The sequence below is a fragment of the Streptomyces albiflavescens genome, from assembly GCF_014645835.1.
Classification (GTDB): Bacteria; Actinomycetota; Actinomycetes; order Streptomycetales; family Streptomycetaceae; genus Streptomyces; species Streptomyces albiflavescens.
This window is the reverse complement of the sequence record NZ_BMMM01000004.1, coordinates 295,567-308,653: the sequence shown is the minus strand read 5'-3', so window position 1 is coordinate 308,653 and position 13,087 is coordinate 295,567. Positions and strand designations below refer to the sequence as shown.

At 71.3% G+C, this 13,087-nt stretch carries 14 protein-coding genes; 5 read left to right on the top strand and 9 right to left on the bottom strand.

The genetic code is table 11. From position 1 onward, the window contains the following. Window positions 1-23 precede the first annotated feature (23 nt). On the bottom strand, window positions 24-749 hold the full coding sequence (gene kbpA / locus IEY95_RS13780) for an AfsK-binding protein KbpA (RefSeq protein WP_189186276.1): 726 nt from the start codon (window positions 747-749) through the stop codon (window positions 24-26). Window positions 750-1,014: 265 nt separating this feature from the next. Between kbpA and IEY95_RS13775 the strand changes: the two genes are divergently transcribed. Then, on the top strand, window positions 1,015-1,662 hold the full coding sequence (locus IEY95_RS13775) for a TetR family transcriptional regulator (protein ID WP_189186275.1): 648 nt from the start codon (window positions 1,015-1,017) through the stop codon (window positions 1,660-1,662). A 93-nt stretch (window positions 1,663-1,755) separates the two neighbouring features. On the opposite strand, the gene IEY95_RS13770 is transcribed toward IEY95_RS13775, so the two are convergent. Continuing rightward, window positions 1,756-2,208 (bottom strand): Lrp/AsnC family transcriptional regulator, encoded by a 453-nt coding sequence (locus IEY95_RS13770; protein ID WP_189186274.1) that lies wholly within the window; start codon window positions 2,206-2,208, stop codon window positions 1,756-1,758. Between IEY95_RS13770 and IEY95_RS13765 the strand changes: the two genes are divergently transcribed. Further along, window positions 2,207-3,139: a LysE family translocator gene (locus IEY95_RS13765; RefSeq protein WP_444544765.1), complete on the top strand. Its 933-nt coding sequence runs from the start codon at window positions 2,207-2,209 to the stop codon at window positions 3,137-3,139. The two genes, IEY95_RS13770 and IEY95_RS13765, sit on opposite strands and share 2 nt — an antisense overlap. A gap of 100 nt (window positions 3,140-3,239) precedes the next feature. Here IEY95_RS13765 and IEY95_RS13760 read toward each other — a convergent pair whose 3' ends face one another. Both IEY95_RS13760 and IEY95_RS13755 read right to left on the bottom strand, forming a co-directional pair. Then, complete coding sequence (locus IEY95_RS13760; RefSeq protein ID WP_189186498.1) at window positions 3,240-3,725, bottom strand: nitroreductase family deazaflavin-dependent oxidoreductase; 486 nt, start codon at window positions 3,723-3,725, stop codon at window positions 3,240-3,242. 170 nt (window positions 3,726-3,895) lie between these two features. Further along, window positions 3,896-5,083 (bottom strand): acyl-CoA dehydrogenase family protein, encoded by a 1,188-nt coding sequence (locus IEY95_RS13755; protein ID WP_189186273.1) that lies wholly within the window; start codon window positions 5,081-5,083, stop codon window positions 3,896-3,898. 112 nt (window positions 5,084-5,195) lie between these two features. Between IEY95_RS13755 and IEY95_RS13750 the strand changes: the two genes are divergently transcribed. Beyond that, window positions 5,196-6,386, top strand: coding sequence for a thiolase C-terminal domain-containing protein (locus IEY95_RS13750; protein WP_189186272.1), 1,191 nt, complete (start codon window positions 5,196-5,198; stop codon window positions 6,384-6,386). Between the two features lie 6 nt (window positions 6,387-6,392). On the opposite strand, the gene IEY95_RS13745 is transcribed toward IEY95_RS13750, so the two are convergent. Then, window positions 6,393-7,709, bottom strand: a complete 1,317-nt coding sequence (locus tag IEY95_RS13745) for a COG1361 family protein (protein ID WP_229702883.1) — start codon at window positions 7,707-7,709, stop codon at window positions 6,393-6,395. 417 nt (window positions 7,710-8,126) lie between these two features. Here IEY95_RS13745 and IEY95_RS13740 point away from each other — a divergent pair, with 417 nt between their 5' ends. After that, window positions 8,127-8,789, top strand: a complete 663-nt coding sequence (locus IEY95_RS13740; RefSeq protein WP_189186271.1) for a pyridoxine/pyridoxamine 5'-phosphate oxidase — start codon at window positions 8,127-8,129, stop codon at window positions 8,787-8,789. Between the two features lie 188 nt (window positions 8,790-8,977). On the opposite strand, the gene IEY95_RS13735 is transcribed toward IEY95_RS13740, so the two are convergent. The 4 genes from IEY95_RS13735 to IEY95_RS13720 all read right to left on the bottom strand — a co-directional run bounded on the left by IEY95_RS13735 (window position 8,978) and on the right by IEY95_RS13720 (window position 11,628). Beyond that, window positions 8,978-9,844: a GNAT family N-acetyltransferase gene (locus IEY95_RS13735; protein ID WP_189186270.1), complete on the bottom strand. Its 867-nt coding sequence runs from the start codon at window positions 9,842-9,844 to the stop codon at window positions 8,978-8,980. 227 nt (window positions 9,845-10,071) lie between these two features. Continuing rightward, on the bottom strand, window positions 10,072-10,689 hold the full coding sequence (locus IEY95_RS13730; protein WP_189186269.1) for a GNAT family N-acetyltransferase: 618 nt from the start codon (window positions 10,687-10,689) through the stop codon (window positions 10,072-10,074). Window positions 10,690-10,750: 61 nt separating this feature from the next. Continuing rightward, entirely contained in the window at window positions 10,751-11,179 is a 429-nt protein-coding gene (locus tag IEY95_RS13725; RefSeq protein WP_189186268.1) for a Zn-ribbon domain-containing OB-fold protein, read from the bottom strand. Next, on the bottom strand, window positions 11,176-11,628 hold the full coding sequence (locus IEY95_RS13720) for a DoxX family protein (RefSeq protein ID WP_189186267.1): 453 nt from the start codon (window positions 11,626-11,628) through the stop codon (window positions 11,176-11,178). Before IEY95_RS13720 ends, IEY95_RS13725 begins: the two co-directional genes overlap by 4 nt. Window positions 11,629-11,853: 225 nt before the next feature. Here IEY95_RS13720 and IEY95_RS13715 point away from each other — a divergent pair, with 225 nt between their 5' ends. After that, window positions 11,854-13,059, top strand: coding sequence for a flavin-containing monooxygenase (locus IEY95_RS13715; protein ID WP_189186266.1), 1,206 nt, complete (start codon window positions 11,854-11,856; stop codon window positions 13,057-13,059). The last annotated feature ends 28 nt before the right edge of the window (window positions 13,060-13,087 follow it).

Genomic DNA, 13,087 nt, shown 5'->3' with positions numbered 1-13,087 from the left:
TCTCAGGACAAAAAGCCCCGGCGTCACCGCTGAAGTACGGCGAACGACGCCCCCTGATTGTCCGTGACCACGGCAACCCGTCCGTACGACGTGTCGAAGGGTGTCGCCTGGACCCGTCCGCCGAGCCGGTTCACCGTCCCGAGTGCCTCGTCACAGTCCTCGACGCCGAAGTGGACGAGGAAGTTCGGCGGCATCTGGGCCGGGAAGACGTCGGAGACGGGCGCGCGGCCGAAGTCGGGGGACGCGTCGGGGCCGAAGAGGGCGTCGTGGAAGAGGGCGCCGTAGAACCGGTCGACGGCCGTGGTGTCCCGCGCGTACAGCTCGGCCCAGCAGAAGGAGCCCCGCTCGTGCCGCCTGCCGAAGCCGGCATGGGTGCCGGCCTGCCAGAGGCCGAAGACGGCGCCCTCCGGGTCGGTCAGGAGGGCCATGACGCCCAGGGAGTCGACCGGCGTCGGTGCCGTGATGAGCTGCCCGCCCCCGTCGGTGATGCGCCGGGAGAGTGCGGTGGCGTCGGGCGTCGCGAAGTACACCGTCCATACGGTGGGCATCCGGCCGTCCCGCTTGGCCGTGAGACCGGCGACGGGCTCACCGTCGAGATGCGCCAGGCCGTCGGGGCCGTACCCCTCCGCGAAGGTCCAGCCGAAGAGCTCGCCGTAGAAGCGCTTGCCCGCCTCCACGTCCGGGAGCTGCGCGTCGACCCAGCAGGGCACGCCTTCTGGGAAATCAGAGGGAACATCTGATTCGGCCATGCGGTCAAGCTAACGGCCTTTTATGCACCGCGCGCGGTGGCTCACACTCCACCCGCACTCCGGCCGCGTTCCCCGGCACCCCACCCTCCTCCATCCCGCACCCCACCGCCACTCCACTGACATCGGCCCCCAGCCCGCCACCGCTCCCCTGATATCGACCCCGCAGGCCACCGACGCTCCCCTCATATCGACCCCGCAGTCACCCCCGCACCCCATTTGCAGTCGGCCGAATCGCGCTCCGATCACCCCTCGGTAAGCTGACGGCATGACAGGACAAGTGCGTACCGTCGACGGCCGCGTGGCCGGACGGCGAGGGCAGGCGACCCGGCAGAAGCTGCTCGACTGCCTCAGCGAGATGCTCAGCTCCTCGCCCTACCGGGACGTCAAAGTCATTGATGTCGCCCGGAAGGCGGGCACTTCACCCGCGACCTTCTACCAGTACTTCCCGGACGTCGAAGGCGCCGTCCTCGAGATCGCCGAGCAAATGGCCACGGAGGGCGCGGGGTTGACCCAGTTGCTCGAAGGGCGCTCCTGGGTCGGCAAGGCCGGATGGCAGACCGCCCAGGAACTCGTCGACGGCTTCTTGGAGTTCTGGCGCAAGAACGACGCGATCCTCAGGGTCGTCGATCTGGGCGCCGCCGAGGGCGACAAACGGTTTTACAAGATCCGCATGAAGATCCTGAACTCCGTGAACAACTCCCTTACGGACACGGTCGCCGACCTCCAGGCCAAGGGCAAGGTCGACAAGGACGTGAACCCGGCGGCGATGGCCGGTTCCCTTGTCGCCATGCTCGCGGCGGTGGCCTCGCACCAGAAGGGTTTCCAGACGTGGGGCGTCAAGCAGGCTGAACTCAAGCCGAATCTGGCGCTGTTGGTGCACCTCGGCGTGACCGGGAAGAAGCCGACGAAGTAGTACGCCCCTTTCTTTTGCCCCAATTCCTGTCATGCGGGCGGCAGTCCACCGGTGTGGACTGCCGCCCGCTGCGCTGTGGAGTCCGTCGAGGCCCTATGCGGGCAGCGGGCGGTCCGTCACCACGTGCTTCATCACCAGCGTCGACGTCAGCCGCTGCACACCCGGCAGCGTCGCCAGCCGGTCGTCGTAGAGCCGCTGGAAGGCGGCGAGGTCGGCGGTGGCGACCCGCAGCAGATAGTCCGGTTCCCCGAAGAGCCGTTGCGCGTCCAGGACGTGGGGGATGTCGGCCAGCGCGCGCTCGAAGTCGGCGACGGTGTCCCGGTCCTCCTGGCGCATCGAGACGAAGACCAGCGCCTCGAAGGTCAGGCCCACCGCAGCCGGGTCCACGACGGCGCGGTAGCCCCGGATGGCGCCGGACCGCTCCAGCTCCCGCAGTCGCCGGTGACACGGCGAGACGCTGAGCCGCACCCGCGCGGCCAGCTCGGTCACGGTCAGCCGCCCGTCCTGTTGGAGCTCGGCAAGAATTTTCTGGTCCACGGCATCCATGAGGAAGATTCTCCCTCCGAATCCCCGATCATGGGCAAACTTCGAAAACACCTTTGGGGCAATCGCGCCTAATGTTCCCAGCATGGACTGGGGAATGGATGGGGGAATGGTCACGGCGTTTCTCGCCGTGGATCTGCTGCTGGTGTGCGCACCGGGCGCCGACTGGGCGTACGCGATCTCCGCGGGACTGCGCGGCCGGTCGGTGTTCCCCGCCGTCTCGGGACTCGTCGCCGGGTACGCCGTGCACACGCTGCTCGCGGTGGCCGGGCTGGCGGTCCTGGTCGCGGGCTCACCGGGCCTGCTCACCGCTCTCACGGTGGCGGGGGCGGGGTATCTGGTGTGGCTTGGATGGGGGGTCCTGCGGAGCCCGGCGACGCCGGGGACCCCTGGGACTTCTGGGACCCCTGGCGCCGCTGGAGGCGGCGACATCGCCGCTCCGGTGACGGCAGGAGCCGACGCTGTGACTGTGACTCGGGTGAGGGCCGGAGCCGACGCGGTCGCTCCGATGGCCGTCGGAACCGACGCCGTCGCTTCGGCGACCGTCGGAACCGACGCCGTCGCTTCGGCGACCGTGGGAACCGACGCCGTCGCTCGGGTGGCGAGCGCCGAGCCTCCCGAGCCCTCCCCCGCCCGCGCGTTCCTCCGCGGGGCCGCGATCAGTGGCCTCAACCCCAAGGGCCTGCTGCTCTACCTCTCCGTACTGCCGCAGTTCCTCAGGCCGGCGGCCGGGGCGCCGGTGGCTGCGCAGACCGCCGTGCTCGGTCTGGTCCACATGGCCTGCTGTGCCGCCGTCTACCTCGGTGTCGGCGTGCTGGCCCGCGTCGTCCTGGGAGCGAGGCCGGCCGCGGCCCGCGCGGTGGCTCGCACCTCCGGGGCCGCGATGCTCGGCATCGGCGGATTTCTGCTGGTGGAGCGCCTGGCCACGCTGTGAGGCCGAACCGACGGACGGCACCGCCCCTGCGTCAGACGGGTCACGGGGGTGACGGACGCCCAGGGGGCTACGGACAGGCGCCCGGGCGGAGTTACGTCCTTCAGCGCCGCACGATGCGGAACAGCCTGATCTCGCGGTCGACCCGCGCCTGATACGTGGCGTAGGGCGGCCAGAACGCCAGCACGGCCTTCCACGCCGCGTCCCGCTCCTCGCCCTCGAGAAGATGAGCGGTTACGGCGATGTCCTCGCCCTTCCAGCTGATCTCGGCGTCAGGGTGGGCGAGCAGATTGCCGGTCCAGGCGGGATGGTCCGTACGCCCGAAGTTGGAGCCGATGAGGATCCAGCTTCCCGGGCCGCCATCCCGTGAGGCACCCTCGGGCATGCAGGCCAGCGGCGTCCGCCGCTCCAGCCCGCTCTTCGCGCCGCGCGCGGTGAGGATGACGCCCGGCAGCATCTGCGCGCTGAGCAGCACCTTGCCGCGGGTCAGCCGGTGCACGGCGCGGTCCAGGGCGGGGACGAGGTGCGGGGCGACCCGGGCGAAGGCCCGCGTCGAGGACACCTTCTGCACCAGCCGAACCCCGGGAATCCGCCTCGGCCCCGCACCTGAACCCTTGCCCGATCCCACAGCCGGCCCCCCACCCGATCCCACAACCGACTCCCCACCCGACTCCCCACCCGATCCCATACCCGGCCCCTCGCTCGACCCCACAGCCGACTCCCCGCCCGACTCCCCGCCCGGCCCCTCGCCCCCGGCCATCAGACCGCCACCTCCCCGCCGTCGAAGAGGCGCGCGGCGTCGGCGGCGTACCCCCGCAGCCGGTGCACCGGACCGAAGAGCAGTTCGTCGCCGGAGGCGCGCTTGAAGTAGAGATGGGCCTCGTGCTCCCAGGTGAAGCCGATACCGCCGTGCAGCTGGATGCCCTCGGAGGCGGCGGTGCGCAGCGCCTCCAGGGCCTGGGCGAGCGCCAGCGCACCCACCCGTTCCCCGCCCGCGCCGGCCGCCCACGCCGCGTAGTACGCCGCCGACCGCGCCGCCTGCACCCCGACGTACACATCCGCGAGCCGGTGTTTCACCGCCTGGAAGGACCCGATCGCCCGCCCGAACTGCTCGCGCTGTCGCACGTACTCGACGGTCCGCTCCAGCGCGCGGTCGGCGGCGCCCACGGCCTCCGTGGCGAGCACGGCGGCGGCGGTGTCCCCGACGGCGGCGAGCACGGCGGGCACGTCGCAGCCGTCGTCGCCGAGCAACTCGGCGTCCACGTCCCTAAGTTCGATCCGGGCCTGCGGCCGCGTCTCGTCCAAGGACGTCTGCCGCACTCGTACGAGCCCCTGGGCGTCGTCTCGTACGAGGAACAGCAACGTCCGCGACCGAGCGAAGCCTCCTGTGTGCGCGGCCACCACCAGCAGCCCCGCGCTGTGTCCGTCGAGCACCTGTGCCGCCTGCCCATAGAGGCGCCAGGCACCCTCGCCCCTCCGGGCCTGTACGCCCCCGGCGCGCCCGTCGCCCGCCCAGTCCCCGCGGTTGTCGCCGACCAGCCCGAGCGCGGTCGCGAGCCCCGCGCCCGGTACGGCGAGGGTGGCGGTCAGCTCGCCGGAGGCGAGGCGGGGCAGCAGTGCGGCACGCTGGGCCCCGGTGCCGAGAGCCAGGATCAGCGGGGCGGCGAGGACGGCGGTCGCGAGTAGCGGCGAGGGGGCGAGGGCGCGCCCCGACTCCTCGCAGGCGAGGGCGAGTTCGGTCACCGAGCAGCCGACACCGCCGTACGCCTCGGGAAGGGCGAGCCCGGGCAGCCCGAGCTGCTGCGCGAGCGCCTCCCACAGCGCCGGGTCGTAACCGGCGGAGGTCCGCGCTGCGGCCCGCAGCTCGTCCGGGCCGCAGCGCTTGACCAGCAGCTCCCGCACAGTGCGGCGGATCTCGTCCTGCTCGGCGGTGAAACGGGCGTCCATGGGTGGGCTCCTCCCGGATCTGACGGGCCGTCATGTTAGGGCGAGGGGTGGCAGATGCACAGGGGTGCGACCACCTCCCGGCGGAGGACTTATCTGATGTACCGTCAGATTCATGACTCCAGGACAGCGGACAGGACAGCGGAAGGTCGCCGTCGTCGGCATAGCCCTCTCCGACTGCGGCCGGGTGGACGAGGCGACCCCGTACGCCCTGCACGCCCAGGCGGCCCGCCGCGCGCTGACCGACTCGGGTCTGGACCGGTCGGTGATCGACGGCTTCGCGTCGGCGGGCCTGGGCACCCTGGCCCCCATAGAGGTGGCCGAATACCTGGGCCTGAAGCCCACGTGGGTCGACTCCACCTCGGTCGGCGGCTCCACCTGGGAGGTCATGGCGGCGCACGCGGCGGACGCCATCGCGGCGGGCCACGCGAACGCGGTGCTGCTCGTCTACGGTTCGACGGCTCGCGCGGACGTCAAGGCGGGTCGGCGCACGGGAAACCTCTCCTTCGGCGCGCGCGGCCCGCTGCAATTCGAGGTCCCGTACGGCCACACGCTCATCGCCAAGTACGCGATGGCCGCGCGCCGCCACATGCACCAGTACGGCACGACGCCGGAACAGCTCGCCTCGGTCGCCGTCCAGGCACGCGCGAACGCGGCGGCGAACCCGGAGGCGATGTTCCGCGACCCGATCACCGTCGACGACGTCCTGTCGGGCTCGATGATCGCGGACCCCTTCACCAAGCTGCACTGCTGCATCCGCTCCGACGGCGGCGCGGCGGTGCTGCTCGCGGCCGAGGAGTACGTACGCGACTGCCGTACGAACCCGGTGTGGATCCTCGGCACCGGCGAGCATGTCTCGCACACCACCATGTCCGAGTGGGAGGACTTCACGGTGTCCCCGGCGGCGGTGAGCGGCCGGCTGGCGTTCCAGCGGGCTGGGGTGAGCCCGGAGGAGATCGACCTCGCCGAGATCTACGACGCCTTCACCTACATGACGCTCGTGACCCTGGAGGATCTCGGTTTCTGCGCGAAGGGCGAGGGGGGTGCGTTCGTGGACGCCGGGAAGGGGCGTCTGCTGGTGGGCGGGGAGCTGCCGGTGAACACCGACGGGGGCGGGCTGTCGGCCCAACACCCCGGGATGCGCGGGCTGTTCCTGATCGTCGAGGCCGTGCGTCAACTGCGCGGGGAGGCGGGCGAGGGGCGGCAGGTGCGGAGGCCGGACGGGGGGCTGCCGCAGTTGGCCGTGGCCTCCGGCACCGGGGGCTGGTTCTGCTCGTCGGGGACGGTGGTGCTGGGCCGGGGCTGAGCGGGTCTAGGGCCCTACCGTGATGGTCGCCTCGTCATTGGACGGGTTCGGGTCGTGGCGGCCGGAGTCGAACTCGCTGGGCGGGTCCTTGTCCAGGAGGCCGACAGTCCCCTCCCCCGGGTCGCCGAGGCGCACGGTGAACTCGAAGGTGCGGGACTTTCCCGGCCCGAGTGCGCCGACGTCACAGGTGTACGCGAAGCCATTGCTCTCGCAGTAGGGCCTGAAGACGTCGTCGTCGTACTCCTCCATGGGCTGCTTCAGCAGGGTCAGACCGAAGGGAGGGCTGAACACCAGCTGGGTGGAGGAACCGGAGTCGGCGGGGCCGTTGTTGCGGACGGTGAGGCGGAGCGTGCGCTTGGTGCCGGGGGCGCCGTGCAGGTCGACGTCGGAGACCTCGTAGTCGGCGTGGGTGTCGAGGGCCAGGTACGTGGGACCGCCGCCCTTCCCGAAGGTGCCCTTCGTGTCCTTGGTGACCTCGGCCTCGAGGGTAGGGCCGTCGCCGTGGTCGCCGCCCTTCGGATAGCTGCCGTACTGGCCCGGGCCCATGTCCAGGGCCCAGACGTCGCGGCCGAAGGAGGTGTACATCTGCGTCTTCGGGGCGCGCAGCCGCAGGGCCGGCCTGAGGACGACGGCCTCCCCCGGCGCGATCCGCAGGTCCGGGAAACGGCACACCGCGATGTGGTGGTGGCTGATCTCCGGGTAGCGGCAATTGGCATACTGTTTCTCGAACTCCAGCCCGCCGGAGCTGAGTTCCAGTCCCAGCCCCACGACCGGCACCTCGCCGGTGTTCCGGACGACGACGGGGCTGGTCACCTCGGCGCCCGGACTGACGTGCTCCAGCAACTTGGGGACGAGCGCCTCGACCACGGGCTCACCGACCACGAACCGGGTACGTGCGGTGAGCCTCTTCCCGTCCTTCGTGGTGTACGTGAAGCGCACGACGCCCGTGTCACCGGGCTTGCTGCCCTTGGCGGCGACCGGGGAGACGCGCGCCAAGTCCGCCCAGTTGTTGTACTCGGCGCCGACCTCACACGTGACGTGCGTGGCACCACCCTTGCAGCCGCCGCTCCCGCGCAGCCGGACAGCATGTTCCGAGCCGCCCACTACGTCCGCGGTAAGCCGACGACCGCCTGCGCCTCTGCCGTCCTCGGCCCTGAGATGGAAGGGCTCCTTGTCCGAGGGCCCGGACTTGTCACCGAGGGGACGCAGATAGAAGACCTCGGGCGCGGTGATCCAGGGCGACGGCTTCCCGACGCCGCATGCGGTGAGGCCGAGCAGGAGGGCGCCGGTGAGTGCGGCGCCCGTTATGGGCCTGGGCCTCAACGGACGGTGCGGAGGAAGCAGGCGCCGCCCTCGTTGGTGCTGCAACTCGACTTGAACCAGGCGAATTCGGTCGCGTTCACAGTCGCCCCGCTTTCCTCTCGATGACTTCTGCGACTTCTGCGGACTCCCCAGGCGTGAGTGCCTGGGCAGGCAGCATGCCGAACAGATCGAAGAAGTCCGTGGACCTGCTCCGGCTCGGAGATCAACGTACTGCCTCCCCGGTTCTCGACGAAGACCGGATTGCGGCCTTCCTCCGTGCTCATCAACTGCGGCGGGCCCTGCAGACCTGGACGTGGAACTGCCGGGGAGCCGCCGGCACAGCTGTGTCGGACAGCTGTGTCGGACAGCTGTGTCGGACAGCTGTGTCGGACAGCTGTGTCGGACAGCTGTGCCGGACCCGCGAGTGATACTCGGGGCATGGAACCGGATCTTCATGAGCTGCTGAGATCGCTGCGGGTGTGGGACACGGAGCTGCCCGGCTTCGAGCCGGAAGTGGCGCCGGAGGAGCCGTTGGCCCTGTTCACGCGGTGGTTCGCGGAGGCCGTGGCGGCCGGGCAGCCGGAGCCGCACACGATGTCGCTGGCGACGTCGGACGAGGAGGGCCTGCCCGACGTCCGCATCGTGATGCTGCACGGCGCGGACGCGGACGGCTGGTCGTTCGCGACGCACGCGACGAGCCGCAAGGGGCGGCAGCTGGCCGCCCGCCCTTATGCCGCCCTCGGCTTCTACTGGCCCGCGCAAGGGCGACAGGTCCGGCTGCGTGGCCCCGTCGCCGTCGCGCCGCCGGAGGAGGGCCAGGCCGACCTGCACGCCCGTTCCACGGGTGCGCTGGCCGCCGCGCTGGTCGGCCGGCAGAGCGAAGTCCTGCCGTCGCGGGAGGAGTTGGCGCGGGCGTCGGACGCGGCGTGGGAACGGGCCCGGCTGGAGCCGGATGCACCCGCCCCCACCTGGAACCTCTACCGCCTCCAGCCGGACGAGGTGGAGTTCTTCCAGGGCGACGCCCGGCGGCGGCACGTACGCCTCACATACCGCCGCGACGCGGACGCCGCCGGCTGGCTCAAGGAGCTGCTGTGGCCTTGACGTCGTACGTCCCGCGGTCGTAGGTCCTGCAGTCGCATGTCACGCAGTCTCATGTGCCCGCAGTCGCATGTCCCGCGGTCGTACGTCCTGCAGTCCCACGTCCTGCAGTCCCACGTCCCGCGGTCGTACGTCCTGCAGTCCCACGTCCTGCAGTCTCATGTGCCCGCAGTCCCACGCCCCCCGCAGTCCTACGCCGTGAAGTCGTACGTCGCGAAGTCCGAGACCGGGCGGTAGCCGATGCGCTGGTAGAGGCCGTTGCTGGTGGGATTGGCGAGGTCGGTGAAGAGCAGTACCTCCTCGGCTCCGGAGGCGAGCGCGACGCGGCTGACCTCGGCGGTGGCGGCGCCCGCGTAACCGTGGCCGCGAAGGTGGGCCGGGGTGTAGACGGGGGCGACGCGGATCTGCCCGGCGACCTGCGCGGTCGCGCCGGCCATGGAGACGGGGGTGCCGTCGGGGGTCTCCCAGAGGGTGACGCCGCCGTACGAGATCCGGTCGTCGGCCCAGGCGCCGGCGTCGCGCGAGCTGCGATCGCCGATGATCTCGGTGAACTTCGCCCACCAGCGGGCGAGTTGGTCCCGGTCGGCCTCGGTCGCGACCCTGGCCCGGCCGGGCGGCGCGGGCTCGGGCGGCGTCAGGGTGCCGAGGCGGTACAGCCGCTCCTGTCGCCGGAGCGTGACCGTGGCTCCCGCCCGCCGCTGCCAGGCCTCGGCGAAGACCGTGGCGGTGGCGCGGTCGGCGGAGACCCCGGGCGGGCTGTGCCCCGCGTCCGCGAGCCGGGCGGCGAGGGCGTCCGCGTCCTCCTCGGACAGCGGTGTGACGCTCAGCTGGTACGGCGGTGTCCGGAAGAAGGTCGCCCGTACGGAACCCTCCCGCTCCAGGAACCCGAAGACCGGCGTCCCCTCCCCGAACCCGTGCGGCCCGCGCCGGCGCAACGCGTCCGTCACCGTCAGCGCCACGGTGTGCTCCGCGGGCCGCGAGCGAAGGAACTCCCCGGCCCGTCCGAGGAAGGCGTCCAGGTCATGGGTGAGCTGCCAGTCGTACGCACCAGAGTCCATGTCCCATGATCCCGTGGGCCCACCGCGCCGCGCCTCCGATTTACCACGCCTCCGGCAGTCCCGGGTGCGGCTTTACGGCGCTCCGGCAGTCCCGGATGCGGCATTACGGCGCTCCGGCAGTCCCGGATGCGGCATTACGGCGCTCCGGCAGTCCCGGATGCGGCATTACGGCGCTCCGGCAGTCCCGGATGCGGCATTACGGCGCTCCGGCAGTCCCGGATGCGGCATTATGACACCTCCGGCAGCCCCAGGTGCGGCTCGGGATCCGTCGCCAGCCGCGCGTGCAGATGCTCGTCACGGAACGCGTCATGCCGCCCCGCCTCGAACATCGAGCCCCGCAGCGTCCCCTCGTACCGGAATCCGCAGCGCTCGGCGACGCGGCAGGACACCTCGTGGCCGACGGCATGGCCCAGTTCCAGACGGTGCAGGCCGAGGTCGGTGAAGCCGTAGCGGGCGGCGAGAGCCAGGGCGCGGGTGGCGACCTGGCGGCCGCGGGCCTCGGGGAGGACCCAGTAGCCGACGATGGCACGGCTCATGACGTGGTTGATGTCGTTGACGCCGATGTGGCCGAGGATCGCTCCGGTGTCCGCGTCCTCGACGCAGAAGGGGAACCCGGTACCGTCCGCCGTGCTCTCGGTGCGCGAGCGGAGCGACTCCCGCGCGCCGTCGAGGTCCCGGATCATCCTGAGCGGAGTGTTCCAGCGCTGGAACTCCGGGTCGGACAGCCCGCGCAGATACGCCGCGACGTCGGCGTCGGACGCCGCGTTCCAGAGGCGCAGCCGCAGACCGTGACCGCTCAGCTCGGGGGAGGGATGGGTCGCGTGGTGCTCATGGACATCAGCCATCCGGCCATTGAAACGCGTCGGCCGTAGGGGGCCCACCCCGGGGGGACCCCGCACCGTCGGCTCACGCCGGACTCACGCCCGGCGAGCCCGGGGGAAGCGGCGTCCGGGGCCGGAAGACCGGCACCCCCGCGCGGAAGGCGACCTCCAGCTCCATCCCGACGCCCAGCGCGTCTTCCGCGCACTCCACCACCTCGGTCATCATCCGGGGGCCCTCCGCGAGATCGACGACGGCCGCGACGTACGGCACACGCTCGCCGAACGGCGGCAGGTCGTTGCGGTGGACGACGGACCAGGTGTAGAGCGAGGCCCGGCCGCTCGCCCGCTCCCACTCCACGTCCTCGCTCCAGCAGTACGGGCAGAACTCCCGCGGATAGTGATGGGCCCGCCCGCACCCACCGCAGCGCCGTACCAGCAGCCGCCCCTGTGCCGCTCCGTCCCAGTAGGGGCGGGTGAACGGGTCCACCTCGGGCACGTCGAACCCCGCGCTCACTGGAACAGTCCGATCGCGCTGTCCAGCGACCACGTCTGCCACGACATTCCGAACAGCCCGACCACCGAGATCAGCGCCATCATCGAGTTCTGCCCCTGCTCGGCCCAGTCGTGGATCATGAGGACGAGATAGAGGACGTTCAGGAGCAGCCCCCCGACCAGTGATATCGGCGTCAGCAGTCCGGCGACCAGGCCGAGCCCGAGGGCCAATTCGGCGTACACGACGACGTACGCCATCGTCCGCGGGCGCGGCGCGACCACCACGTCGAAGCCCGCGCGCACCGCGTTCCACCGATGCTTGGCCGCGACGTCCGCCGCCCACGCGATCCCGGTCCCGCGTTCGAACCAGCCCTTCTTGTCCTTGTGCCGCCAGCTCTCCAGCCACCACAGCCCGAGCCCGATCCGCAGCACGGCCAGCCACTCCGCCCCGCTGAGCCAGATCGTGTCCATGGCCGAACCTCCTGCCGCACTTACCAAATCTGACGGTACGTCAGTTCAGCGTACGGAGCAGGCCTACGCAAGAGGCGGGAGCCAGTCGCCTCTGCACACCCCACGCACAACCAAGTGACCTACGCCACCGGCCCCACCCACTCCTCCTACACCCGTGATCAGTTCGCAACCGATTCCGGTCTTGACCGAGACCTATCAAGCAGGGGCGTGATTACGCTCGCGCTCATGGCCGACTCGACTGCTTCTTCGACGCCCCGCACGGTGCCGACCCACGAAGACCGCCCCGTGTACGTGATCGGCGGCGGCCCCGGTGGACTCGCGGCGGCCTACGCGCTGCGCGCCCAGGGCGTACGGGCCGTCGTGCTGGAGAAGTCCGACAAGGTCGGGGCGTCCTGGCGGCGCCACTACGACCGGCTGCACCTGCACACGACGCGACGGCTGTCCGCGCTGCCGGGCCTCGCGATGCCACGCTCGTTCGGGCGGTGGGTGTCACGTGACAACGTGGTGCGCTACCTGGAGAAGTACGCCGAACACCACCAGTTGGAGATCGTCACGGGCGTCGAGGTCTCGCGCATCGAGCCCGCGCCGGGCGGCGACGGCTGGCTGCTGCACGCCACCGGCGGCCGCGAGCTGACCGGCAGCGCGGTGGTCGTCGCCACCGGCTACAACCACACGCCCCACCTGCCCGACTGGTCCGGCCGCGCCACCTACACCGGCGAACTCCTGCACGCCGGCGAGTACCGCAACCCCGCCCCCTACGCCGGTCGCGACATCCTCGTCGTCGGCGTCGGCAACACGGGCGCCGAGATCGCCGTGGACCTGATCGAGGGCGGCGCCTCACGCGTACGGCTCTCGGTCCGCACGGCCCCGCACATCGTGCGTCGCTCGACGGCCGGCTGGGCCGCCCAGTTCACCGGGGTTCTCGTACGGCGGCTGCCGGTGCGCCTCGTCGACCGACTCGCCGGGCCGATGGCCAAGCTGAGCGTGCCGGACCTGTCGGCCCAGGGGCTGCCCCGCCCCGACACCGGGCTCTACTCCCGCGTCAACGAGGGCTCCATCCCCGTCCAGGACGTCGGCCTCATCGACGCCGTCCGCAAGGGCCGGGTGGAGATCGTGGCCGCGGTGGACGGATTCGAGGACGGCAAGGTCGTCCTCGCCGACGGCAACCGCATCGGCCCGGACGTCGTGATCGCCGCGACGGGTTACGTCCGTGCGCTGGAGGGGGTCGTGGGGCACCTCGGCGTACTCGACGACCGCGGACGCCCCGTCGTGCACGGCGCCCGCACCCCCAGGAACGCCCCCGGCCTGTACTTCACCGGCTTCACCAACCCCATCAGCGGCATGTTCCGCGAACTCGCCCTCGACGCCGAGAAGATAGCGAAGGCGGTGGCCCGCTCCATGACGCGGAAACCGTCGCCCGTCCCGCGCTGACTTCGGCGGCGTCCGGCGTAGAAACTCT